Here is a 23269-nt window from a genome sequence, read left to right as displayed (position 1 = left end):
GGAGAGCATCGACCTCGACGTTTTGGTCATTGGCTGGGGCAAGGGAGTAAAACCCTCGCCGGAGCGCCGATGACCCACGATCCTGGTCCACGAGCGCCGTCGCCGGCCGCGACGCGCTCACCGACAAGCTGCGTGCCCGCAACTACGCCATGCTCGCTGACATCGAGACGGTCACCCTCATCGAGGGCGAAGCGCGCTGCACCGGAAATCGTGAGTCGAAGTCAGCGCTGGAGGCGACGTTCTGATGGTGCGAGCTGAGACGAGCATCACCAACACCTTCACCGTGCCGGCCCGCCCGGACCTGCCCGGTCGGGCGGGCGCCCGCGTGTGCGACTCGACCAGCATGCAGCATCTGAAACCGTTGCCCGAACGGCTCGTGATCGGCGGCTTCGTTGGCCTCGAGTTCGCTGGAATGTTCTCGCAGTTCGGCTCGCAGGTGACCGTCGTCGATCGCAGCGACCGGCTCATGCGGCACCAGGATGCGGATGTCGCTGCGGCTGTCCAGACACTGCTCGAGGAGCAAGGCGTCGAGACCAGCATGCCTGCCACCGTCATCTTCGTGCACGGCCTGCGCACATCGGCAACCCTGTGGCGACACCAGGAGGAGCACCTCGGTCGCCTCGGCATTCCCACGGCGGCCATCGACTTGCCTGGGCACGGCTCCCGTCTCGGCGAACGCTTCTTCGTTCACTCCTCCCTGGAGGGCATCGGAGACGCGGTGGCGGCGGCGGAAGCATCCCATACCAAGCCTTACCTGGTGGGATTCTCGCTGGGCGGGTACCTGGCGATCGAGTGGGTGGCACGTAACCCGGGCCGGGTCGCCGGGTTGCTCGCGGCGGCCTGTGCGACGGTGCCCCACCCCGTGGTCATGCACGGATGGCGGGCGATCTCGAAGGTCATCGGCACATTCCCCGACCGGGGACGAGCGCTCAACGACTTCACGGTGCGGTTGTTCGTGCCAGAGCCGGGTGCAACAGACGTGATCGCCGGGGGAGTTGCCCTCGATGTCATGGACGACGTGCTGTTGTCCCTGCTCGAGTTGCGCCCGCTCGAGCGGCTCGCCGAGATCGACGTGCCGGTGCTCTTCGTCAACGGTCGCTTCGACCACGTGCGTGCCCACGCCGGTCGCTACCTCGCCGCCACGCGTAACGGTCGGCTGATCACCGTGCCCGGCGCCAGCCACATGGTCAGCGTTGTGCGCCCGCATGCATTCACGGATGCCCTGCTCGAGGGCTACCGCGACGCGACATCCGCCGGCTGAATCGTTCCGCCTCCGGATCACGCGGGGTGGTGGGGCGTTCCGGCGCGCGTTCAACAGGGCGAATGGGTGAGCCGTGACCTGGCGGGCGCATCGAGACCTGCCGGCTGCTTAGCCGAGATCTCGATACGCTCCTCCGTCGCTACTCGATCAACGAGGGGGTGTCGTTGCTCGGTCAACGCGGACGTGTCGTTGCTCGGTTGGCGAGGGGGTGTCGCTGCTCGGTTGGCGAGGGGGTGTCGTTGCTCGGTTGGCGAGGGGGTGTCGTTACTCGGCTAACGCGGACGTGTCGTTGCTCGGTCAGCGGGAAGGCGGAACCTATTTGCGGGTCGCGAACCGCTGCTGCAGCAACACGGCGACCACGATGATGAGGCCTTTCGTCACCTGCTGCACCGACGTGTCCAGGTTGTTCTGGGTGAACACGTTGGTCAGGGTGGAGAAGATCAGCACACCGAGCACGGTGCCGACGATTGTTCCGCGACCGCCGATGAGAAGCGTGCCACCGACGACGACCGCCGCGATGGCATCCAGCTCATAGAGAAGGCCGTGGGTGGAGGTTCCTGCGGTGGTTCGCCCGAGCATCATGATCGCGGCGATGCCGGCGGTCAGGCCGGACAGCACGTAGATCATTACGAGGTGCCGCTTGACCTTGATGCCGGCGAGTCGGGATGCTTCGAGGTTGCCGCCGATCGCGACGGTGCGGCGTCCGAAGGTCGTGCGGTTGAGCAACACCCAGCCGGCGATCGCCACGATGGCGAAGATCCAGATCAGAATCGGCACGCCGAGCAGGTTCGCCCGGGTGAAGTCGAGGAAGCCGGTGTTGGTGACGATCTGGGTGCGACGGCCCGAGATGAGTTCAGCCAGCCCTCGGGCTCCGACGAGCATGGCGAGCGTTGCCATGAACGCCACAACATTGCCGTACGCGATGACGATGCCGTTGACGAGCCCCGCGGCGCAGCCGACCGCGATCGGGATCAGGACCATCAGCAGCCAGGAGCTTTGAGTGGCAGCGAGTTGCACGGCCGTGAGGCTGGCGACGACGGTAGCCAGACCCATCACCGAACCGACCGACAGGTCGATGCCCCCGGCCGTGATGACGAACGTCATGCCGATCGAGATCACGCCGATGATCGATGCGTAACGGATGATGGTCAAGAAGTTGTTGATGTCGGCGAACCGGTCGCCGGCCGTGACAGTCCCGATGATGAAGAGCACCACGAGGGCGATGACGAGGCCCAGGTTGCGGCCCGCCGACCCGCCGAGGATCCGCTTCACGGCGCTGGGGCGTTCTGCCTGCTGCGACGCACCCGGCAGCGGAGCGCTCTCCGCGAGGATGGGGGACTTCTGCTCGCTCACGCGGCACTTCCTTTCATGACAAGGTCCAGTACGCCGGGCTCATCGATCTCACCGGCGTTTGTCTCGGCCAGTACGTTGCCGTCACCGATCACGAGCACCCGGTCAGAGAGGCCGAGGACTTCTTCGATTTCGCTCGACACGACCACGATGGCGGTGCCTTCGCTGGCGAGGCGGCGGATGAGGGCGTAGATCTCGGCTCGAGCCCCGACGTCGACACCCCGGGTGGGTTCGTCGAGCAGCAGCACGCGGGTGCCGTGAACGAGCCAGCGAGCCAGCAGAATCTTCTGCTGGTTACCGCCGGAGAGAGTCCGTGCCGGCCGGTCGGGATCTGCCGGACGCAGTTCGAGGGCCGAGATCTGGTCACGCGCGGCGTCCCGTTCAGCGCCCTCATTGAGGAAACCGCCACGTCCGAACCGGCCGAACGTCGACAGGGTCACGTTCTTGAAGATCGGCTCGTCCAGGATGAGACCCTGGCTCTTGCGTTCCTCGGGAGAGAAGCCCATGCCCGCATCGACGGCAGCAGCGACTGATCCCGGGCTCACCGTCTTGCCCTGCACCGATACGCTTCCGGATGTCGCCTTGCGCGCGCCATAGATCGTCTCGAGGATTTCGGACCGGCCGGAGCCGACGAGTCCAGCCAGTCCGACGATTTCACCGGCACGCACCGTGAAATCGACGTCGGAGAACTGCCCGCGGAGGTGCAGGTGGTTCACTTCGAGCAGAACGGGTGCGTTCCGGGGAACCGGGACGGCATCCGGGAACACATTCGCGACTTCACGACCGGTCATCAGCTTGATCAGATCGCGGGTCGGCGTCTCCGAGACGGCGAGACCGCTCGCGGTGCTGCGGCCGTCCTTGATGACTGAGATGCGGTCGCCGATCTGCCGGATCTCCTCGAGCCGGTGCGAAATGTAGACGACGGCGATGCCCTGGCTGGTCAGCTCACGGATGACCCGGAACAGGTTCGCCACTTCACCGGAGTCGAGCACGGCACTCGGCTCATCCATCACGATGAGTTTCGCGTCGTGGGAGAGCGCCCGCGCCATGCTGACGATCTGCTTGCTGGCGGCAGACAGCTGTCCGACCTCCGTCGACGGCGGGATGTCGCCGTGGCCCAGCCGGTTGAGCAGTTCTCGGGTGACCCGGTTCGCGTGCGCAACCTTCAGCACGCCGCCGGTGGAGTGTTCGTGGCCGAGGAAGATGTTCTCGGCGATGGTGAGCCCGTCGACGACATCGAGCTCCTGGTACATCGTGGCGATGCCGAGGTGCAGCGCGGCGATCGGATCGGCGATGGTGACGACCTCACCCTGCCAGCGGATCTCACCGGCGTCGGGCTGGTGGACACCAGCCAACGTCTTGATCAGCGTGGACTTGCCTGCACCGTTCTGGCCGAGCACGCAGTGGACTTCACCGGCGCGGACAGTCAGGTTGACACCCTTGAGCGCCTGCACTCCGGCGAAGGTTTTGGTTATCCCGCGCACCTCAAGCAAAGCGGAGGCATGGTCATCATCGATCATGGGAAGCAATCTAACACATATGACGATCAACAATAAGAAGTCGACGATTTCTGCTCGACTTCTGTTAGTGTGGCACCGTCAACGTCGACATCGGAAAGCGATCCGGCAGCACGGCCTGTCGCAGACCCCTCCCGTTGGCACCTTGCGAAAGACCTACTGGAGGAAAATTCACATGCTTTCACTATCGACGCGGCGGCGGATGCTCGTCGCCGCGGGCGCATCACTCGCCGCTGCTCTCGTACTCACGGGGTGCACACCAGGCGACACCGGCACCGAAGTTCAGCCAACGGGCGCATCGGCCGAAGACAATCAGGCGGAGGGTGACACGATCACCATCGGCTTCTCGGGCCCGGCCGCCGACCATGGCTGGCTCGGCGCCATCAACTCGGCCGCGCTCGCCGAAGCCGAGAAATACCCGGACATCGACCTCAAGGTCGCCGAGGGGACCAACGACGCCAACCTTCAGATCAGCCAGGTGGAAGGCTTCATCAACGACAAGGTCGACGCCATCGTCCTCCTGCCGACCGACGGCGCCGCCCTCACCGAGGTCGCCATCCAGGCGATGGAAGCCGGCATCCCGGTCATCAACGTCGACCGCGAGTTCTCGAGCACCTTCGCCTCACGCGTCACCATCCTCGGTGACAACTACGGCATGGGCGTCTCGGCCGGCACCTACATCTGTGAGGAGCTCGGTGGCAAGAAGGACGCCGTCGTCGCAGAGGTTGCCGGAATCGACTCGCTCCCGCTGACGCAGGACCGCAGCCAGGGCTTCAAGGATGCACTCGAAGACTGCGGACTGAAGGTCTCGAACCGTGTGGCGGCTGACTTCACCGTCCAGGGCGGAGAGGCGGCAGCCTCGCAGCTGCTGTCGGCGGCTCCGAAGATCGACGCGCTGTGGAACCACGACGACGACCAGGGAGTCGGCGTGCTCGCGGCGATCGACGCTGCCGGGCGTGACGAGTTCCTCATGGTCGGCGGCGCTGGATCGAAGAACGCCATGGACCTGATCAAGTCCGGTGACAGCGTGCTGAAGGCGACCGTCATCTACCCGTCCACGCAGGCCGCTGACGGCATCCGTCTTGCCCGACTGATCGCGCAGCAGAAGGCGATGAGCGACCTCGTCGAGATCGAGGTTCCGAACCGGATCGTCCTCAACGCGCCCGTCGTGACCAGCGAGAACGTCGACAAGTACCTTCCGACCGCTTTCGCGTCGTAGGCGAACTGGGTGGGGCGCCTCCGGGTGCCCCGCCTTCGCCTGCTCCGATGGCTGTAGCACCGTCACTGCGCCCGCATCACCGGGTGTCGCAAGAAAGAGGAATCGTGCCACACACACCACCACTCCGCATCGCCATGATCGGCTACGGATTCATGGGCGCCGCTCACTCGCAGGGTTGGAGGGTCGCACCACGGTTCTTCGATCTGCCCGCCCGGCCGGAAATGACGCTGCTCGTCGGCCGGAACGCCGAGGCGGCGTCCGCTGCCGCAGAGAAGTTCGGCTGGGCCGAGACAGCGACCGACTGGCGGGACGCCGTCGCCCGGAACGACATCGACGTCATCGACATCGTCACTCCGGGTGATTCCCACGTCGAGATCGCCATCGCCGCGCTCGAGGCGGGCAAGCATGTGCTCTGTGAGAAACCGCTCGCGAACACGGTGGAGGAAGCGCAGGCAATGGCGGATGCCGCGTCTCGCGCGGCAGCCAGCGGCGTTTATGCGATGGTCGGATTCACCTACCGGCGCGTGCCGGCGGCGACCTTCGCACGCGACCTCGTGGCATCCGGCGCGGTTGGAGAGATCCGGCAGGTGCGCGCCATGTACCTGCAGGACTGGCTCGTCGACCCGCAGGCGCCGCTCGCGTGGCGGCTGCAAAAGCACCTGGCCGGGTCGGGCTCGCTCGGTGACATCGGAGCGCACGCGATCGACCTGGCACAGTTCATCACCGGGCAGAAGCTCACGAGCGTGAGCGGCATGCTCGAGACCTTCGTGAAGCAGCGCCCGAAGCTCGCGAGCGTCTCCGGGCTGTCCGGAACGGCTTCCGACGAAATGGGTGACGTCACCGTCGATGACCTCGCCCTGTTCACCGGCCGGTTCGACGGGGGAGCGGTCGGCTCCTTCGAAGCGACGCGGATGTCGACGGGGCGCAAGAACGCCCTGCGGATCGAAGTCGCCGGGTCGAAAGGTGCGATCTCATTCGACCTCGAAGACCTCAACTCGCTCGGCTTCTACGACGCCACAGCGCAGGCCGGGCGGCAGGGTTTCACCAAGATCATGGTCACCGAACCCGAACACCCCTATCTGGAAGCATGGTGGCCCACCGGCCACACTCTCGGCTATGAGCACGGGTTCACCCACCAGGCTCGGGACTTCGTTGTCGGCGTCGTCGGCGGCAGCCAACCGGCCCCGTCGTTCGCCGATGGGCTGCAGGTGCAGCAGGTTCTCGATGCCGTCGAGCGAAGCGCCCAATCCGGTAGCGCCTGGACCCCGACGTCCGGCTCGCCCGCATCCGTTTCTTCTCTCGCTTCAGCCAACAAGGAGTAGATCATGCCTCGCCCTATCACTCTGTTCACTGGCCAGTGGGCCGACCTACCGTTCGAAGAAGTCGCCAGCCTAGCCTCCGGCTGGGGCTACGACGGACTGGAGATCGCCTGCTGGGGCGATCATCTCGACCCCTGGCGCTGGGACGACGAGGAGTATGTGGCCGGCAAGCTCGCCGTGCTCGAAAAGTACGACCTCAAGGTTTTCACGATCGCGAACCACCTCAAGGGTCAGGCGGTATGCGATGACCCGATCGACGGGCGGCACCGCGACATCCTGCCGGATGTGGTCTGGGGCGACGGCGATCCTGAGGGGGTGCGACAGCGTGCGGCCGAGGAGATGAAGAACACGGCGCGCCTCGCTGCCAAGCTGGGCGTGAAGACGGTCTCCGGGTTCACCGGGTCGGCGATCTGGAAGTATGTGGCGATGTTCCCGCCGGCCTCTGAGGCGATGGTCGACGCCGGGTACCAGGACTTCGCCGACCGGTGGAACCCGATCCTCGACGTGTTCGATGAGGTCGGGGTGCGGTTCGCACACGAAGTGCACCCGTCTGAGATCGCGTACGACTACTGGACCACGGTTCGGACACTCGAGGCGATCGGCCACCGTGAAGCGTTCGGGTTGAATTGGGACCCGTCGCACATGGTGTGGCAGGACATCGACCCGGTGGCGTTTCTGTGGGACTTCCGGGACCGGATCTATAACGTGCACTGCAAGGACACGAAAAAGCGCCTCGGCAACGGCCGGAACGGACGGCTCTCGTCACACCTGCCGTGGGCTGACCCGCGCCGCGGGTGGGACTTCATCTCCACGGGCCACGGGGATGTGCCGTGGGAGGACGCCTTCAGGATGATGAATGCGATCGGTTACGCCGGTCCGCTCGCCGTGGAGTGGGAAGACGCCGGCATGGACCGCCTCGTCGGCGCCCCCGAAGCTCTCGAGTTCGTGCGCTCGTTCGCGTTCGATCCGCCTGCTGCTGCGTTCGACGCGGCGTTCAGTACGAAGAAGTCGGGGGGCGGGGGCGGGGCGGCGGCATCGAGCACCGGCGCCCATGGGCGCCCGACCACACCCTCGGCACTCGATGCCGTCGCCCCGCCTGGTTGAGTCGGGACGACCGGCGCCCATGGAGGGGCGGCGGGTGGCGGCATGATGCACCGGCGCCCATAGGCGCCCGACCACACCCTCGGCACATCATGCCGTCGCCCGCCTGGGTTTTCGAGAAGCTGTCGCCCGCCGTGGGTGGGTCGGAGATGGCCGGACGCGAACGGGACGGACGTGGGGCTAGCGGCCGACGGCATCCGCGAGGTCGACCACCATGGCCTCGACGCTCTCCGGGGAGAGCACGTGGTGGATGGCGAGGATGCTCGCTCCGAGCACGGCGGCGTTGGCGCCGACACTCGACTGGGTGATCTGCAGGTGCTGGGTGGCGAGCGGCATCGAGCGGGCGTAGACCACCTCGCGTACGCCGGCGATGAGGTGCTCACCGGCCCGCGCCATGGCGCCACCGAGCACGATGACCGACGGGTTGATCAGGCTGATGCAGGCATTGAGGATCTCACCGAGGTCCCGCCCGGCCTGACGCACGGCCTGGATCGCCTTCGGATTGCCGGCGCGGACCAGTTCGACGACATCCTGGCTGGTCTCAGCGGCGAGGCCCTGCTCGGTCAGCGCTTTCGCCAACGCCGGACCTGACGCGAGCGCTTCGATGCAGCCCACGTTGCCGCAGTGACAGATCGCGTCGTTGTCGCGGTACACCCGCACGTGGCCGATGTCACCGGCCACACCCTGCGCGCCACGCTGCAGCATCCCTCGGGAGATGACGCCCGCGCCGATGCCTGTCGCGACTTTGACGAAGATGAGATGGTCCACCTCGGGCCACGCGACCTCACGCTCACCGAGGGCCATGATGTTGACGTCGTTGTCGACCAGTACGGGCACGTGAAAGTGGGCCTGTAGCCGCTCAGGGACGTCCACGTTGTCCCAGCCGGGCATGATCGGCGGGTTGATCGGCCGGCCGCTCGAGTGTTCAACCGGTCCGGGGAGGCCGACGCCGATCGCAAGGAGGTCGTCGACGGAGCGCCCGGCTTCACGTACGAGCTTGTCGCCGGCGGCGATGACCCAATGAAGGACTTCTTCCGGACCTTTCGCGACCGGGATGTCGGCGGCGTCCTCGCTGAGCGGCCGACCCACCAGGTCGCTGACCGCGATACGCACGTGGGTCGCGCCGATGTCGACGGCGAGCACCACCTTGTTGCCGCCGGTGAGGGCGAACTGCGACGATGGGCGGCCACCGGTCGACGGCGCGGCGTCGGCGGGTCCGATGAGCCCGAGTTGCAGGAGCGAGTCGATGCGAAGGCCGACGGTGGAGCGGGCGAGCCCGGTGACCCTGGCAAGTTCGGTTCGGGTCCTGGGCCGGCCGTCGCGGAGGATCTGGAAAATATCGCTTGTTGCCGACGATCCAAGGGCAGTGGGACTTATGTCGACCATCAGGCAATTCAACCACATCGGACGGCGCAAAGCAGTGAAGCTTCGTCATATGTTCGGGATGCTCTCGACGCCCGGCCGACAAAGAGGACTTCTCGCGGGAACTCCGGGATAGCGTGGGAACATGCCCCACTTCACCCTCGCCACCGCGGTGCTGCCGCGAGCCGAGTGGCAGGCGCGGGAGGCCGCCCACGAGGAGCGCGCCGACGCCCTCACCGCCGACTGGCGGGTGCGCGTGCAGCGGGGCGAGAAGCATCCGATCGAGGACTTCCTCTTCACCTATTACCCGTTCAAGCCGCGGCTGTTGCGTCGCTGGCACCCCGGCGCCGGGGTGGTCCTGGCGGATGCCGCGGCGCTCGACCGCGCGGCCTGGCGCTGGTACCGCCCGGACGGGGACGGGCTCGCCGTCGACGCATCGGCATTCCTGGCCGCCAACAGCTCGACGGTCGATTTCATCGAGAAACTGCTCAGCCGCACGGCCGCCCGGGTCAGCCAATTCGGCTGCTTCGGCCTCCATGAGTGGGCGATGGTCTACCGGCAGGGGGAGCACCGGCATTCGGTCCCGTTGCGGCTGGGACAGGCCGGCACCGACGCGGTGGTCGAGTCGCATCACATCGGCTGTTCCCACTTCGACGCCTTCCGGTTCTTCACCCCCGCCGCTGTACCCCGCAACCGCCTGCAGCCGACCCGCGCGACGTCGGCCGAACTCGAGCAGCCCGGCTGCCTGCACGCCGGGATGGACGTCTATAAATGGGCGATCAAGCTGGGCCCACTGGTGCCGGGCGAGGTGCTGCTTGACTCGTTCACGCTTGCCCGCGACATCCGCTGGCTCGACATGCGAGCGTCGCCGTACGACATGGCGCCGTGGGGTGCCGAGCCCGTCGCGATTGAGACCGCCGACGGCAAAGCCGAGTATGTGCGGCAGCAGCGCGCCTTCGCCGAGCGATCCAATGCGCTGCGCGCCCGCGTCGTCACCGCCATTTCGGTAGCCCGAGCGGCCGGCTGACCCCTTCCGAAGGAGAGCAGGACTCGTCGACGTGCCGTCGACGTGCCCTCGGATTCTTCTCCCCAATGTCGACGCGCCGACGACGTGCGAAGATCGACAGGTCACGCGCCAGGGAGACAGCACCACGATGAAGTGAGCCACGCAGCAGAATCTCCGGTGCCGTTCTCGAGGAGATCGGGCGCGGCCGTCCATACCCCGACTCCCGCCCTTCGACATCCCCGAACTGGAAATGGACCCGCCTGGACCAGGCGAGGTGCCGGTGCGCATCGAGCAGGCGCTCGAGCTCGGTGCCTCAGCGGCATACAGCCCGGCGGATGCCGCCGCTCGCGGCCCGACAGCGGCGACCGTGATCGAGGCGGCCGGCATTGTGTGCGCGTTCGAGACCGCGGTGGCCCTGACCGCTCCCGGCGGCACCACGATCACGGTCGGGCTGCCGTCGCCGACCGCGCCCGCCGAGGTTTCGCCACTCGGACTGGTCGCCGAAGCCCGGACGATCGTGGTAGCTACCTCGGTTCCGCCGTTCCTTCACGTGACATTCCGATCTTCGCGGACCTGTGGCGGGTCGACCGCCGGCCCACCGGGCTGACGGTGCTCAACGTCGCTCACGGGTTCGTGACCATCGTCACCATGGCCGTTCTCATCGGCGTCTGGCCCGCATCAGCCTTCGGCGAAGGAAGGCCCTGCGCATAACTCCGCCTCGTTGCTTCCCGTCTGGGTCAGAGCTGCGGAACGGCGGGGCCGTTACGGTCGCGAGGGGCTGGATCGGCGGAGTTGTGAGCCGAAGGGGGCCAGTTGAGCACGGCGACAGGGGGCGGAGCGGCGGAGGCACGAGGTGCGGGGTGCGACGGTGCGGGGTGCGACGGCGCGGGGTACGACGGCTCAGCTGAGGACGGGCAGCGGCCGCGGCGCCTTGATCCGCGCGGCGATCGTCACGAGAAGGATCACGCCGACCACGAGGACGGATGTGATCGCTGTCGGAACCGAGAGGAGGTCACCGGTCAGACGTCCGACGGCCACCCAGGCGATACCCCAGCACAGCGACGCGGCCGGGGCGAGCCTGCCGCGCCCGTAAAGCGCGAGCCCGACGCCGATGACCCCGGCGCCCGCGATGAGCACGACGCCCCACAGGTCGGGCGACAGGCCGAATCCGTCGAACCCGGCAGCGGTGAGCACGGCGGCCACGTTCGCAACGGTGGCGATGGTCACCCAACCGAGGTAGAGCCCCATGGTGCCATCCGTCACGATCGCGTCGATGACGTTGCTCGGCCGCGACGCAAGACTGAGGCGGAACGCCCAGATCAGCACGACCAGCAGGAGCACGATGATCGGCACGCTCGCCCACAACAGGTCGAACTGCACGCTGAGGATCCACGCGGCATTGAGGATCAACGACAGGGCGATCGGATAGCCGAGCTTCCGGTGTCGTTCCGCCCGCGTCTGGGTCGGCAGAAGCTGCCAGATCGTGTACCCGATCAGGCCGGCGTAGATCACCGACCAGATGCCGAAAGCCGAGCCTGCCGGTGCGACCGGGGTGGCGTCCGCCGAAAGGGCGCCTCCGGACGCCTCAACGATCGGGGTTCCGCCCGCTGCCCCTGAGCCGATGAACGCGCCCACGATGGCGACGATGGCGCTCACCACAACCACACTGTGACGCAACCGGTCGTTGGATCTCACGGTGTTCTCCTCGAGCGCTTCAGGCAGGTGCCGGAGCGTGCGTCGACTCTAGCAAGCGGGCGCAATCCGGGCCCGGGTCTTGCGCGCGCACGTTCTCACGTACTCCGGACCAAAGCACCCGGCGCACCGGATGCACTTGTCCGAAGTGGGTGAAGTCGTACGGCTACGCGCGGGTGCCGGCTCCAGCGGGTTACGCGGCGCGACCCATGTCGCTCTTCTTGGGCCCGCCGCTCGGCGGCGGCCCGGCGACGACAGCTCCGGTCGGGATGGTGCTGTCGCGGGCGACATGGGCCCCGGCGCCGATCCTGGCCTTCGCGCCGATGCGGCTGTGGCTGCCGATCTGGGCTCCGACTCCCACGATGGCGTCAGCACCGACGTGGACGTTCGCGCCGACGAACACCCCGGCGGAGAGAATGGCGCCGCGGTCGATCCAGCTTCCTGCACCGATCCAGCAACGGCCGCTGAGGGTGGCGCCGGGTTCGACGTACGCAGTGGGTTCGATATAAGTGCTCGGGTCGACGGTGGCGGTCTGCGCGACGAATCCACGCCCATTACGATGGCGACGGTACTTCGCGATCTCGCCCGCCCTGGACTCGATCTCCTCAAAAACTTTGCTCATGATGCCTTCCGACGCACCCCTCAGTGGAGACGGATTTTGTGCGCTATCGACAATAACGGTGTAGGTCAGCGCACGATTCCTCCTCTCAGCGGGCTCCCAGTCAGATGGTTCGAGCTCGAAATATCTCCTCGGCGATGACGAGGTCCTCCCACGACATCCCTGAGCTCTTGAACACTCGGGGGCGCGTGCGGTCGACGGATGCCGCGCCCGTCGCCAGGTCGCGCAGCGGCACAAGGGACTCCGTTGACAGCAGCCCCTCCGCCCTCGGGATCAGCACGTCGCCGGCCTCGCGGAGGGCGACGCCGATCTCTTCGACCACGACCTGTGCCCGCGTCATGAGGGCCGAGTCGAGTTCGCGCGCGTCCGGCTCGTGGGAGCCGACCGCGATCGTGCACGAGTCGTTCGGAACGACAGACCCGTCGAAGAGGGGTGTTCTGGCGGTCGTGGCGCACACGATCAGTTGCGCGTCCCGCACCGCGTCCGGGGCGCCTGTCGCGGCCGAGAAGCCTGCGTCGGTCAGCGTGTCGACGAGGCCCTGGGCGCGACCGGCATGCCGCGCGACGACGGTCACCCGGCCGAGCGGACGGATGGCGTTCATCGCCTCAACATGCCCACGCGCTTGAGGGCCGGAGCCGAAGACGACGAGGTGGTCGACCGTCTCCGGCGCGAGGAAGCTCGCTGCCGCCGCCGACACAGCCGGTGTCCTCAGCGTTGTCAGTGCTGTGCCGTCGAGCAGGGCGACCGGCGTCAGCGTCCGGGCATCCATCAGAAGATAGACGCCCTGGATCCGCTCGAGGCCCAGCGCGGCGTTGCCCGGCGCCACCGTGGCGACTTTGACGCCGACGGCATCCGCGGACTCCGATGGCATGAGCAGCAGTTGGCCATGGGCCAGGTCGAGGATGCCACGTGGCGGGTCGGCTGCAGGGTCGGGGCCGGAGGCGAGGTGGCGGCGGAGGGCATCGACGGCCGCCGAATAGTCGAGGGCGGCGAAAACCTCGGCGGCGGAGATCCACGGCAGCGCGGTCATCGGATCACGAACCCTTCGCCGATGGGATCCGCCGGGTCGAGGCTGAAGACGTGCTCACCGGTTCGGTACGCCATTCCTTCCACCTCGGCGATCACCCCGACGCCGCCGGGGACGTCGGTGGTCGTCGAACGGATGCGACCGAGAAAGCGAGTATCGACGATGGAGTCGTGGGCAAGCACCTGCCCGGGCCAGAGGCGCCCTTCTGCGGCGAGTTCGGCGACACGGGCCGCTGTCCCCGACCCGCATGGCGAACGGTCGACTCGTCCGTCGGCAAAGACGGTCATGTTGCGCTGGTGGGGTCCGGCCGCGGTGTCCCCGAGGTCTTCGAAAAGGATGGTGCCGTACACTCCGCTCAGCCGGTCGTCGAGCGGATGCTGCGACAACGGCGAATCGTTGAGAGTCCATTTGATCTCGCGGCCGAGTTCGAGAAGGGTCGGGTAGTTCTCGAGCGTGAGGCTGAGCCCGAACTGCGCGACATCAACGCTGGCGTAAAGCGCTCCGCCGAAGGCGAGGCCAGCCGTGATCGGCCCTCTCGATGTGGCCACAGGCACCGACTCGGCCACCCGGTATGACGCGACGTTCTCGAAGATCACGGAGTCGACTCGACCGCCGACGGTCCGCACATGGGCGACCACCCGGCCGGAGGGCACATCGATCGTCACCGGTGTGACAGCATCCGGGTCGGCGGTCACCAGCCCGCTGCTGACCGCCCATGCGCCGAGCGCGATGGTGCCGTGGCCACACGCCGTGGAATAGCCGTCGTTGTGCCAGAACAGCACTCCGAAGTGCGCCTCCCCGTCGTCCGGCGGTACGACGAAACCCCCGTACATGTCGGCGTGACCGCGCGGCTCCTGGCAGAGCAGGCGGCGAATCGCATCCAGATCAGGCGAATTCTGGGCGTATACGCGGCGTTCCGCGACGGTCGCACCCATAATGACAGGGAGCCCCTCTGCGACAATCCGGAACGGCTCTCCTGCGGTGTGGTAGTCGACTGCCCGGAGCATTTCAGTGGTATGGCACATATCCTGAGGGTAGTAAGCGGTCGGGTTTAACGCGACCATGCTGGTTGGGCGGACCGCCCGCCGAGGAATGGAGAGAGATGACGACCCGTGCGATAAGCAAGATCGAGCAATCGGAGAGCCTGCGCGGCCGGATCGGGGAATCCCTCTCGGCTGCGATCATCTCTGGTGAACTATCGCCGGGCACGCTTGTCTCCGTGCCGACACTGGCTGCGCAGTTCGAGGTCTCTGCAACACCGGTGCGCGAGGCGATGCTCGACCTGGCACAACGGGGGTTCGTCGAGCCTATCCGCAACAAGGGATTCCGGGTCACGACGGTGAGCCTCGAGGAACTCCGCGACATCGTCGAGGTCAGGCAATTGCTCGAGGCGCCGGCGATGCGGTCTCTCGCCGAGGAGTGGTCAGGGGACGACCTGGCCCCCTGGCGCGGCCTCGCCGCAACGATCACCGGCCACGCCGAGCGGGGGGAGCTGACCTCATTCATCGAGAGTGACAGGAACTTCCACCTCGGGTTGATCAGCCTGCACGGCAACAGTCGCCTCGTCGCGATGGTTCGCGAACTGCGCTTGCAGACGCGAATGGTGAATCTCGCATCGATGCGGGAAAGCCCCGAACTGGCCCAGTCCGCTCGTGAGCACCACGAGATGCTCGACCTGATCGAGACGGGCAACGGCGCTGAACTTGAAGAGCTGACCGTGCGCCACCTGTCCCACGTCGTCGCATGGTGGGGTGCCCCGCAAGCCGTGGGCTGAACGCTCAGGAGATTTGCTTGACGCGCCTGTAGTGGCATGTCATATTGTACGCGCGCCAGAAAACTGCGTTGAGCGGATGCCGCAACGACACCCGACGTTCACCTCGAAGGAGATGCAGGCAATGAAAATCAAAAGACACAGCACTGTCTTGATCGGAATCGCAGCAGCGGTTCTCTTGACGACATCGGGATGCAGCGGCGGGCTGCTCGCGGGCGATGGCGGCGCATCCAGCGATGCCGACGCGGGGCCCGTCAAGCTCGCCATGGTCATCCCGATCTCCGGAAGCAGCGCACCAACCGGTGAGTACATGCAGAACGGCGCCAACCTGGCTATCGACGAGATCAACAAAGACGGAGGCGTCCTCGACGGCCGCAAGCTCGAGCTGATAGTCGGCGACGAGGCCTGTGACGCCCAGCAGGCGGTCGCGAGTGCGAACAAGGCCGTCTCGGCGGGAGTCGTCGTCTCGGTCGGCGGGTACTGCTCGGGAGCGACCCTGCCCCAGTTGCCGATCTTCGAGAAGGCCGGCATCCCCATGATCATCCCGGCAGCGAATTCGCAGGACCTGGTCAACCAGGGGCTCAAGAACGTGTTCCTCATCAACGGCACAGGCAAGCAGCAGTCCACCGCAGCACTCGACTTCATCAAGAAGTCAGGCTTCACCACGGTCGCCCTTGTCGATGACAACACCAGCTACTCCAAAGACATCAACACCGAGACCGCCAAGCAGATCGAAGAAGACGGCTCGGCAACTGTCGCTCTCAGCACGTCGGTCACCGCCGGCGAGAGCGACTACTCGGCCGTCGTCCGCGACATCATGAACGCCAACCCTGAGCTCGTCTACTGGACCGGCTACTACCAGGAGGGCGGACTGATCATCAACCAGCTCAAGAAGGCTGGCTTCGCCGGTCAGATCATGGTCGCCGACGGCAGCGTCGACCCGTCGCTGTCCGAGATCGCCGGCGCGGGTGCCGAAGGCGTCTTCGCCACCATGACCCAGACTCCGGACACCATCGAAGGTGCCGAAGACTGGATCGCCAACTATGAGGAGAAGTTCGGCTCGGCTCCTGGTCCATACTCGACCCAGTCCTACGACGCCGTGCGTCTCGCCGCTGAAGCGATCGAGGAGGCCGGTTCAACCGACGGCGACAAGATCATCGAAGCGCTCGAGGGCATCGACGGATTCGAGATGTTCTCCGGTCCGCTGAAGTTCACTCCTGAGCACACCCTCTCGAGCGGTGGGTTCGTCATCCTCAGCATCCAGGATGGAAAGTTCGTTCTCGAAGACGACCTGTCCTGAGAAAACGGATGCCGCGTCGCCAGGCGCGGCGCGGCATCCGCTCGCCTTATCTGTGAAACGGATTCCCCTTGATGCAACTCATCTGGGACGGGCTCTTCGTCGGTTCCTTCTATGCCCTGATCGCGCTGGGATACAGCATGGTCTACGGCATCATCAAACTTCTCAACTTCGCCCACGGTGATCTGTACATGCTCGGCGCGTTCATCGGATTCGCTGTGCTGTCGTCGCTCGGAGGCATCCCCGCCTCGCTCTCGATCGGTGCACTGCTCGTCGTGCTGCTGCTCAGCATGCTGCTCACGGGTACCGCCGGTGTGCTGATCGAACGCTTCGCCTACCGTCCGCTGCGTGGGGCACCCCGGCTGGCTGTGCTGATCACCGCGGTCGGTGTCTCGTTCTCGCTGGAGTACGGCATCAGCGCGATCGCCGGGCCCAACCCGCGTTCCTTCCCGATCCGCCTCGAGGGTGAGGTGTTCAATCTGATCGGCGCCCGGGTGTCGCTGCCTCAGATCGTGCTGATGATCATCGCGGGGCTGCTCATGATCGGCCTCAACGGTTACATCCAGAACACGTCGACCGGCCGCGCCATGCGGTCCATCGCCCTGGACCGGAACGCCTCCCTGCTCATGGGCATCAACGTCAACGCGGTCATCACCCGTACCTTCTTCATCGGCTCGGCGCTCGCCGGCGCCGCTGGTGTGATGGCCGGGGCGTACTACGGCAAGATCGACTTCCTGATGGGGTTCATCATCGGCCTCAAGGCGTTCACTGCCGCCGTCATCGGTGGAATCGGCAACATCAAGGGCGCCATGCTCGGCGGCCTCGTGCTCGGATTCGTTGAGGCGTTCGGTGCCCAGTGGTTCGGCGGGCAGTGGCGCGACGTCTTCGCCTTCGCCGTGCTCATCCTTTTCCTCACCCTTCGGCCGACCGGCATCCTGGGTGAACGAGTGACGGAGCGTGTCTGATGAGCGAAAACGTCGACACGACTCTCGCACCGAAGAAGATCCGGCCGCCGTCCGGTCGGGTGTCCCGGCTGTTCGAAAGCAAGTGGCTGGGCTGGGTCGCCCTGGCAATCGCCGTCGCGGCACCGTTCGTCAACGCGACGCCGTACGCGCTCAACATCATGACCACCGCGGCGATCTTCGTACTGCTCGCATCCGGCCTGAACATCGTCGTCGGATACTGCGGGCTCCTCGACCTCGGCTACATCGCCTTCATGGCGGTGGGGGCGTACACGTCTGGCATCGTCGCCAAGGCATTCGATCTGCCTCTGCTGTTCACCATTCCGGTCGTTCTCGTCATGACGGTGCTCGCCGGCCTCATCATCGGAGCACCGACTCTGAGGCTGCGAAGCGACTACCTCGCGATCGTGACCCTGGGCTTCGGTGAGATCACCCGCATCACCGCGAACAACCTCGCGATCACCGGTGGGCCGTCCGGCATCTTCGGCATCCCGGGCATTCTCAAGATCGGCGACTTCGACTTTCAACAGCCTGCGGTGTTCTACTACGTCACCATCCTCGTCGTCGCCGGCTTCGTGCTCGCTGCCGCGCGGCTCGGCAAGTCCCGGCTGGGGCGAGCCTGGCGGTTCGTCCGAGAAGACGAGGACGCCGCGGAGGCGATGGGGATCCACACCTACAAGGTGAAGCTCCTCGCCTACACCTTCGGAGCCATCTGGGGCGGCTTCGGGGGAGTGCTGTTCGCCGGCCACCTTTCCGCGGTCGCACCGACGAGCTTCGTCTTCCTCCAGTCCGCACTCGTGCTCATGGCTGTGGTGCTCGGCGGCATGGGCAACATGCGCGGTGTCGTCATCGGCGCTCTCGTCATCAGCCTGCTCCCGGAGTTGCTCCGGGATCTGGCCGAGTACCGCTACCTGGCATTCGGCGTCCTGCTCATCGTCGTGATGCTCTTCCGCCCGCAGGGCTTCTGGCCCGCTCGCGGGTATGAACCTGAACGCAAACCGGCCGAGGAGCGGGAAGCCGTAGCTGTGGCGGGGGAACAGAGATGAGCGCCGTCCTCGAGGTGAAGAATCTCCACATCGCGTTCGGCGGGGTGAAAGCCGTCGACGGCCTCTCCTTCGATGTGCACGCGAAGCAGATCGTCGCGGTGATCGGCCCGAACGGTGCAGGCAAGACCAGTGCGTTCAACTGCATCACCGGGTTCTACAAGCCGACCGCCGGCGAGGTGCTGCTCAAGGGCGCCGCCATCACGGGCAAGCGCCCAGCCGACATCGCCGCTGCAGGGGTTTCCCGCACGTTCCAGAACCTGCGGTTGTTCCCCGACCTCACCGTGCTCGACAACGTGCGGGCGGGCATGCACCTCTACGGCGGGCAGAACTGGGCGGATGCGATCTTCCACACTCCCCGGTTCAAGCGCAGCGAGGCTGCCTACACGGAGGAAGCGCACCGCTGGCTCGACTTCGTCGGCTACACCGGGCCGCGTGGTGTTCCGATCCGGAACCTTGCGTACGGGCAGCAGAAACAGGTGGAGATCGCCCGGGCGCTCGCCCGCAAGTCGGATCTCCTCCTGCTCGACGAGCCCGCGGCAGGGCTGAACTACTCCGAGAAGCAGCGGCTGCTCGAGCTGTGTCACCGGATCCGGAACCTGGGCACCGCGATCGTGCTGATCGAGCACGACATGGGGCTGGTCATGGAAGTCTCCGAACGCATCGTCGTGATGAACTTCGGCCGGGAGATCGCTGAGGGCACTCCGGCCGAGGTCAAGGCGAATCCCGCCGTGATCGAGGCATACCTGGGCCGGGACGAGGACGGGGAGGTGCAGTCGCATGGCGATGCTTGAGTTCCAGGACGTCGAGGTGTTCTACGGCAAGGTGCAGGCGCTCCGCGGGATCAGCCTGAACGTCGACGAGGGCGAGATCGTCGCCCTCCTCGGCAACAACGGCGCAGGCAAGACCACGACGCTGTCGACCGCTTCAGCGCTCGTGAGGCTGCACTCGGGCAGCGTCCGATTCGCCGGCAAGGACATCAGCAAGGCGCACCCGTGGAACGTGGTCGATGCCGGCCTCATCCACGTGCCGGAGGGGCGCCGGATCTTCAGCACACTCAGCGTGCTCGAGAACCTGCAGCTGGGCGGCTATCTGGTCAAGGACAGGGCAACCGTCGCGAAGCGCATCGAGCGGGTCTACGAGTTGCTCCCGCTGCTTGCCGAGCGCCGGACGCAGCAGGGGGGAACCCTCTCCGGCGGTGAACAGCAGATGCTCGCCATCGGTCGCGGCCTCGTCGCCGGGCCGAAGATGCTCATGCTCGACGAACCATCGATGGGTCTCGCCCCCCTGATCGTCGCGCAGGTGATGCGGGTGATCAGCGAGATCCGGGACCAGGGCACCGCGGTGCTGCTCGTCGAGCAGAACGCGCGAGCCGCGCTGAAGGTCACCGACCGCGCCTACGTCATCGACAACGGTGCCACCACGATCGAAGGCCGCGCTTCCGACCTGCTCACCGATTCCAGGATCGTCGACGCCTACCTCGGGAACGGATGACGGTGGCCTCCACCCTCGTCCTCACCGCCGAGGATGAAGCGAAGCTCTCCGGCGAGCGGGGCCCTGGGGTGGCGATGGCGATGCGGATCGTCGTTGCACTGGCCCGCGTGTCCGAGGCGACAAAACTCATCGACGTCGAGTCCGCGCACATCGACAGCTGCCTGTATCACGGGCAGGCTGGGCTGGATTTCGCCGAGAAGCTCGTCCGACTCGGTGCTCGGGTGTCTGTGCCGACAACGCTCAACGTCAGCTCGCTCGACCTGATGCATCCGGGTCTTGTGCGACTCGATGCGGAGGAGTCGGCGGCTGCCCGCCGGCTGATGGACGCCTACGTCGCCCTCGGCGCCCGGCCCACCTGGACCTGCGCCCCGTACCAGATCGAATCCCGGCCGGAAGCGGGCACCGATGTCGCCTGGGCTGAGTCGAACGCCATCGTTTTCGCCAACTCGGTGCTCGGCGCGCGGACCGCCCGCTACGGCGACTTCCTGGATGCGTGCGCTGCGGTCACCGGACGGGTGCCGCTCGCAGGCCTCCATCTCCCGGCCGAGCGGGTCCCGACCCTCGCCGTGGACTGTTCCGATCTTCCGGCCCACGTGCTGGAGAGCGAAGCGGCCTGGGCAGCACTCGGGTTCCTGGTTGGCCGGATCGTCGGTGAGGAGGTCAGCATCCTCACCGGCATCAACCCCGCCTCGGTCGATGAGGACCGGTTGAAGGCGCTCGGTGCGACCGCCGCGTCCAGTGGCGGGGTCGCCCTCTTCCATGTCGCCGGGTCGACGCCCGAAGCGAGAGCGGCGGGTTCGGCGTGGCCGCCCGACGGCATCCGCTCCACCGTGGTCACGCGCGAGATGCTCACCGCTGCCCGGAACGAACTGACCACGGCCGCGACGGATGCTTCGCTCGACGCGGTTTCGCTCGGTACCCCCCACTTCTCGCTCACCGAGTTCGAGAAACTCGCCGAACTCCTGCGCGAGCCAGGTGACTTCGTGCTGCCGGTCTGGATCTCGACCTCACGAGCGGTCCTCCAGCAAGCGAGGGAGCGCGGGCTTCTCGAGGCCCTGGAGGCGGCAGGCGCACGGATCGTCGTCGACACGTGCACGTACCTGGTGCCGATCCTCGCCGATTCGGTACGAACGACGATGACCACGTCCGGCAAGTGGGCCTGGTACGCGCCGGCGAACATGGGCATCCAGGTCGTGCTCGGAACCCTCGCCGAATGCGTGGCATCCGCTCGTGCTGGGCGGGTGATCCGCGATGACTCAGCGTGGTGACGGCCGTGCCGATGGGATCGCCTTGTGCGCGGGCGAAGCCGATGGCGAGCTCTTGCGGCTCGATGAGCCACTGTCGTTCTGGGGTGGCACCGACCTCGCCACCGGCGTGATCACCGATGTGCATCACCCGCAGTGCGGCGCCTCCCTCGCCGGCCGGGTGGTGGTGATGAGCGCCTCCCGCGGGTCGAGTTCGTCGTCGAGTGTGCTCGCCGAACAGATCCGTTCCGGCGTCGCACCAGCCGCCATGCTTCTGGCTACCCGCGACGCGATCGTCGTGCTCGGTGCGCTCGCTGCCGCCGAGGTGTATGACGTGCGGATGCCGATCCTGCTCACGGATGCCGCGGGCATTCCCCGGTCGGGTCGAGTGCGGGTGAGCGCGGGCGAGGATTCCGGGGTCGTCCTGTGGGACGGTTGCGGAACATCCGCCGCTGTGTAGTATGTAATATATTACGAAGGGAAGCGCAGTGGACAACGACGTGGTTATCGTGGGGGCCGGCATCGTCGGCGCCGCCTGCGCACGTGCCCTTGCACTCGCCGGTTTCTCGGTGCTCGTCCTCGACCGTGGCACGACGGCCGGCGGAACCTCCTCGGCGTGCGAGGGGAACCTCCTCGTCTCGGACAAAGGCCCAGGGCACGAGCTCGTGCTCGCGCAGTTCGCCTCCCGGCTGTGGGCGACGACCGCCGACGATCTTCGCGACGAGCTCGGCGACGCGTTTCCTTCCCTCGAATTCGAGCGCAAGGGCGGGCTGGTCGTCGCGACCACCCCAGACGGTGCCGAGTCGCTCCGAGCATTCGCCGAAACCCAGCGCGGTGCCGGCGTGGATGCTCGAGCCGTCGACGCCACTGAGCTGCTGCAACTGGAGCCCGACCTCAACCCGGCCGTCACGTCTGGTGTCTTCTACCCAGAGGACGCCCAGGTGCAGCCGGCGATCGCGACCGAAGCCCTGATGGCATCCGCCCGCAAACACGGGGCGCGGTTGCTTGAGAACACTGAAGTCACCGGAGGGCTGTTCGACGACGCCGGAGCACTGGTCGGCGTGTCGACGAACCGCGGACCGCACCGCGCCGCCCGAGTCGTGATCGCCGCCGGCCCCTGGTCCGGCGACGTGGCGAGCCGGATCGGCGTGCACCTCCCCGTGCGACCCCGCCGCGGCGAACTGCTCGTCACCAGCCGGATGCGGCACCGCATCTTCCACAAGGTCTACGACGCTGATTACGTCGGAGCCGTCGGTTCGGACGACCGCGCGCTGCAGACATCGAGCGTGGTGGAGTCGACAGCCGGAGGCACCGTGCTCATCGGATCCTCCCGGCAACAGGTCGAATTCGACTCCAGCCTCCGCGTCGACGTGCTCACCGAGGTCGCCGTGAAGGCGCTTCGCCTGTTCCCGTTCCTCGCGACGGCCACTGTCATGCGCAGCTACGGCGGCTTCCGCCCGTTCATGCCCGACCACCTTCCCGCGATCGGCGAAGATCAGCGGATGCCTGGACTGTGGCACGCGTCCGGGCACGAAGGAGCGGGAATCGGGTTGAGCCTGGCCACCGCCGAACTACTCCGCGACCTGGTCCTCGGGCGCACCCCCGAGGTCGACCCGACCCCGTACTCTCCCACCCGCGCCACGCTCGCGCCGCACCTCGAACAGGTGGCCTGATCATGACAGCTCGAATGCTGCCGTTCTCCGACGACCCGATCCGGCCGTCGGAGCCCACATCCGTTTCGATCCACTTCGACGGTCAACCGATCGACGGGGTCGCCGGCCAGAGCATCGCCGGGGTGATTCTCGCGAGCGGGCCGCTGGCCTTCCGCCGCACCTCCGTCTCGGGAAAGCCACGCGGAGTGTTCTGCGGCATCGGGGTCTGCTTCGACTGCCTCGTCGAGGTCAACGGGGACCGTGACGTGCGGGCCTGCCAACGCCGGGCCGTCGACGGTGACGTCGTCGTAACCCAGCATGACATCCTGCCGG

23 protein-coding genes are annotated in these 23269 nt (G+C 66.6%); 16 read left to right on the top strand and 7 right to left on the bottom strand.

Annotated elements, in window-relative coordinates; all coding sequences use genetic code 11:
• Window positions 1-244 precede the first annotated feature (244 nt).
• Window positions 245-1261 (top strand): alpha/beta fold hydrolase, encoded by a 1017-nt coding sequence (locus tag JWP90_RS04590; protein WP_297360312.1) that lies wholly within the window; start codon window positions 245-247, stop codon window positions 1259-1261.
• A gap of 315 nt (window positions 1262-1576) precedes the next feature.
• Here JWP90_RS04590 and JWP90_RS04585 read toward each other — a convergent pair whose 3' ends face one another.
• Together JWP90_RS04585 and JWP90_RS04580 are read right to left on the bottom strand one after the other, a co-directional pair.
• Window positions 1577-2572, bottom strand: a complete 996-nt coding sequence (locus JWP90_RS04585) for an ABC transporter permease (protein WP_297360341.1) — start codon at window positions 2570-2572, stop codon at window positions 1577-1579.
• 38 nt (window positions 2573-2610) lie between these two features.
• Window positions 2611-4131: a sugar ABC transporter ATP-binding protein gene (locus JWP90_RS04580; RefSeq protein WP_297360309.1), complete on the bottom strand. Its 1521-nt coding sequence runs from the start codon at window positions 4129-4131 to the stop codon at window positions 2611-2613.
• A gap of 172 nt (window positions 4132-4303) precedes the next feature.
• Between JWP90_RS04580 and JWP90_RS04575 the strand changes: the two genes are divergently transcribed.
• The 3 genes from JWP90_RS04575 (at window position 4304) to JWP90_RS04565 (ending at window position 7770) form a co-directional block, all read left to right on the top strand.
• The gene (locus JWP90_RS04575; protein ID WP_297360306.1) at window positions 4304-5347 is read left to right on the top strand and encodes a substrate-binding domain-containing protein; all 1044 of its coding nucleotides are present in this window, start codon (window positions 4304-4306) and stop codon (window positions 5345-5347) included.
• A 134-nt stretch (window positions 5348-5481) separates the two neighbouring features.
• Window positions 5482-6669 carry a Gfo/Idh/MocA family oxidoreductase gene (locus JWP90_RS04570; protein WP_297360338.1) on the top strand — a complete coding sequence of 396 codons (1188 nt, stop codon included), beginning with the start codon at window positions 5482-5484 and terminating at the stop codon, window positions 6667-6669.
• Between the two features lie 3 nt (window positions 6670-6672).
• Window positions 6673-7770, top strand: coding sequence for a sugar phosphate isomerase/epimerase (locus JWP90_RS04565; protein WP_297360303.1), 1098 nt, complete (start codon window positions 6673-6675; stop codon window positions 7768-7770).
• 177 nt (window positions 7771-7947) lie between these two features.
• Here JWP90_RS04565 and JWP90_RS04560 read toward each other — a convergent pair whose 3' ends face one another.
• Window positions 7948-9153 (bottom strand): ROK family transcriptional regulator, encoded by a 1206-nt coding sequence (locus JWP90_RS04560; RefSeq protein WP_297360300.1) that lies wholly within the window; start codon window positions 9151-9153, stop codon window positions 7948-7950.
• Between the two features lie 121 nt (window positions 9154-9274).
• Between JWP90_RS04560 and JWP90_RS04555 the strand changes: the two genes are divergently transcribed.
• Window positions 9275-10156 (top strand): 3-methyladenine DNA glycosylase, encoded by an 882-nt coding sequence (locus JWP90_RS04555; protein WP_297360297.1) that lies wholly within the window; start codon window positions 9275-9277, stop codon window positions 10154-10156.
• 229 nt (window positions 10157-10385) lie between these two features.
• Window positions 10386-10742, top strand: coding sequence for a zinc-binding dehydrogenase (locus tag JWP90_RS04550; protein ID WP_367182668.1), 357 nt, complete (start codon window positions 10386-10388; stop codon window positions 10740-10742).
• Window positions 10743-11035: 293 nt separating this feature from the next.
• On the opposite strand, the gene JWP90_RS04545 is transcribed toward JWP90_RS04550, so the two are convergent.
• The 4 genes from JWP90_RS04545 to JWP90_RS04530 all read right to left on the bottom strand — a co-directional run bounded on the left by JWP90_RS04545 (window position 11036) and on the right by JWP90_RS04530 (window position 14498).
• Window positions 11036-11830: a tryptophan-rich sensory protein gene (locus JWP90_RS04545; protein WP_297360294.1), complete on the bottom strand. Its 795-nt coding sequence runs from the start codon at window positions 11828-11830 to the stop codon at window positions 11036-11038.
• A 190-nt stretch (window positions 11831-12020) separates the two neighbouring features.
• The gene (locus tag JWP90_RS04540; RefSeq protein ID WP_297360291.1) at window positions 12021-12449 is read right to left on the bottom strand and encodes a transferase; all 429 of its coding nucleotides are present in this window, start codon (window positions 12447-12449) and stop codon (window positions 12021-12023) included.
• 100 nt (window positions 12450-12549) lie between these two features.
• A complete protein-coding gene (locus JWP90_RS04535) occupies window positions 12550-13476 on the bottom strand; it encodes an ornithine cyclodeaminase family protein (protein ID WP_297360288.1) in 927 nt (308 codons plus the stop codon).
• On the bottom strand, window positions 13473-14498 hold the full coding sequence (locus JWP90_RS04530) for a proline racemase family protein (RefSeq protein ID WP_297360286.1): 1026 nt from the start codon (window positions 14496-14498) through the stop codon (window positions 13473-13475). Before JWP90_RS04530 ends, JWP90_RS04535 begins: the two co-directional genes overlap by 4 nt.
• Before the next feature lie 77 nt (window positions 14499-14575).
• Between JWP90_RS04530 and JWP90_RS04525 the strand changes: the two genes are divergently transcribed.
• From JWP90_RS04525 to JWP90_RS04480, 10 genes are all read left to right on the top strand, one after another.
• Entirely contained in the window at window positions 14576-15247 is a 672-nt protein-coding gene (locus JWP90_RS04525; RefSeq protein ID WP_297360283.1) for a GntR family transcriptional regulator, read from the top strand.
• A 121-nt stretch (window positions 15248-15368) separates the two neighbouring features.
• Window positions 15369-16544, top strand: coding sequence for a branched-chain amino acid ABC transporter substrate-binding protein (locus JWP90_RS04520; protein WP_297360281.1), 1176 nt, complete (start codon window positions 15369-15371; stop codon window positions 16542-16544).
• Between the two features lie 71 nt (window positions 16545-16615).
• Window positions 16616-17506 carry a branched-chain amino acid ABC transporter permease gene (locus JWP90_RS04515; RefSeq protein ID WP_297360278.1) on the top strand — a complete coding sequence of 297 codons (891 nt, stop codon included), beginning with the start codon at window positions 16616-16618 and terminating at the stop codon, window positions 17504-17506.
• Complete coding sequence (locus tag JWP90_RS04510) at window positions 17506-18549, top strand: branched-chain amino acid ABC transporter permease (protein ID WP_297360275.1); 1044 nt, start codon at window positions 17506-17508, stop codon at window positions 18547-18549. The genes JWP90_RS04515 and JWP90_RS04510 overlap by 1 nt, the downstream gene beginning before the upstream one ends.
• Window positions 18546-19340: an ABC transporter ATP-binding protein gene (locus JWP90_RS04505; protein ID WP_297360272.1), complete on the top strand. Its 795-nt coding sequence runs from the start codon at window positions 18546-18548 to the stop codon at window positions 19338-19340. The genes JWP90_RS04510 and JWP90_RS04505 overlap by 4 nt, the downstream gene beginning before the upstream one ends.
• Window positions 19327-20040 (top strand): ABC transporter ATP-binding protein, encoded by a 714-nt coding sequence (locus JWP90_RS04500; protein ID WP_297360269.1) that lies wholly within the window; start codon window positions 19327-19329, stop codon window positions 20038-20040. The genes JWP90_RS04505 and JWP90_RS04500 overlap by 14 nt, the downstream gene beginning before the upstream one ends.
• Before the next feature lie 2 nt (window positions 20041-20042).
• Window positions 20043-21308, top strand: coding sequence for an aconitase X catalytic domain-containing protein (locus JWP90_RS04495; RefSeq protein ID WP_297360266.1), 1266 nt, complete (start codon window positions 20043-20045; stop codon window positions 21306-21308).
• On the top strand, window positions 21292-21744 hold the full coding sequence (locus tag JWP90_RS04490) for a DUF126 domain-containing protein (RefSeq protein ID WP_297360264.1): 453 nt from the start codon (window positions 21292-21294) through the stop codon (window positions 21742-21744). The genes JWP90_RS04495 and JWP90_RS04490 overlap by 17 nt, the downstream gene beginning before the upstream one ends.
• A 28-nt stretch (window positions 21745-21772) precedes the next feature.
• Entirely contained in the window at window positions 21773-22957 is a 1185-nt protein-coding gene (locus tag JWP90_RS04485) for an FAD-binding oxidoreductase (RefSeq protein WP_297360261.1), read from the top strand.
• A 2-nt stretch (window positions 22958-22959) separates the two neighbouring features.
• Window positions 22960-23269, top strand: a 310-nt coding sequence (locus JWP90_RS04480) for a (2Fe-2S)-binding protein (RefSeq protein ID WP_297360259.1), incomplete at its 3' end; no start/stop codon positions are given.

The sequence above is a fragment of the Mycetocola sp. genome, from assembly GCF_025464835.1.
Classification (GTDB): domain Bacteria; phylum Actinomycetota; class Actinomycetes; order Actinomycetales; family Microbacteriaceae; genus Mycetocola_A.
Note: the sequence above shows the minus strand (reverse complement) of the source record. Positions and strands in the feature narration are given on the sequence as shown.

Excerpts from the sequence above, each read along its gene's own strand:
- JWP90_RS04555 (WP_297360297.1), top strand. The coding sequence starts at position 9,275 with ATGCCCCACTTCACCCTCGCCACCGCGGTGCTGCCGCGAGCCGAGTGG.
- JWP90_RS04575 (WP_297360306.1), top strand. The coding sequence starts at position 4,304 with ATGCTTTCACTATCGACGCGGCGGCGGATGCTCGTCGCCGCGGGCGCA.
- JWP90_RS04520 (WP_297360281.1), top strand. The coding sequence starts at position 15,369 with ATGAAAATCAAAAGACACAGCACTGTCTTGATCGGAATCGCAGCAGCG.
- JWP90_RS04515 (WP_297360278.1), top strand. The coding sequence starts at position 16,616 with ATGCAACTCATCTGGGACGGGCTCTTCGTCGGTTCCTTCTATGCCCTG.
- JWP90_RS04510 (WP_297360275.1), top strand. The coding sequence starts at position 17,506 with ATGAGCGAAAACGTCGACACGACTCTCGCACCGAAGAAGATCCGGCCG.
- JWP90_RS04490 (WP_297360264.1), top strand. The coding sequence starts at position 21,292 with ATGACTCAGCGTGGTGACGGCCGTGCCGATGGGATCGCCTTGTGCGCG.
- JWP90_RS04500 (WP_297360269.1), top strand. The coding sequence starts at position 19,327 with ATGGCGATGCTTGAGTTCCAGGACGTCGAGGTGTTCTACGGCAAGGTG.
- JWP90_RS04565 (WP_297360303.1), top strand. The coding sequence starts at position 6,673 with ATGCCTCGCCCTATCACTCTGTTCACTGGCCAGTGGGCCGACCTACCG.
- JWP90_RS04560 (WP_297360300.1), bottom strand. The coding sequence starts at position 9,153 with ATGGTCGACATAAGTCCCACTGCCCTTGGATCGTCGGCAACAAGCGAT.
- JWP90_RS04580 (WP_297360309.1), bottom strand. The coding sequence starts at position 4,131 with ATGATCGATGATGACCATGCCTCCGCTTTGCTTGAGGTGCGCGGGATA.
- JWP90_RS04530 (WP_297360286.1), bottom strand. The coding sequence starts at position 14,498 with ATGTGCCATACCACTGAAATGCTCCGGGCAGTCGACTACCACACCGCA.
- JWP90_RS04550 (WP_367182668.1), top strand. The coding sequence starts at position 10,386 with ATGGACCCGCCTGGACCAGGCGAGGTGCCGGTGCGCATCGAGCAGGCG.
- JWP90_RS04590 (WP_297360312.1), top strand. The coding sequence starts at position 245 with ATGGTGCGAGCTGAGACGAGCATCACCAACACCTTCACCGTGCCGGCC.
- JWP90_RS04535 (WP_297360288.1), bottom strand. The coding sequence starts at position 13,476 with ATGACCGCGCTGCCGTGGATCTCCGCCGCCGAGGTTTTCGCCGCCCTC.
- JWP90_RS04525 (WP_297360283.1), top strand. The coding sequence starts at position 14,576 with ATGACGACCCGTGCGATAAGCAAGATCGAGCAATCGGAGAGCCTGCGC.
- JWP90_RS04505 (WP_297360272.1), top strand. The coding sequence starts at position 18,546 with ATGAGCGCCGTCCTCGAGGTGAAGAATCTCCACATCGCGTTCGGCGGG.
- JWP90_RS04570 (WP_297360338.1), top strand. The coding sequence starts at position 5,482 with ATGATCGGCTACGGATTCATGGGCGCCGCTCACTCGCAGGGTTGGAGG.
- JWP90_RS04540 (WP_297360291.1), bottom strand. The coding sequence starts at position 12,449 with ATGAGCAAAGTTTTTGAGGAGATCGAGTCCAGGGCGGGCGAGATCGCG.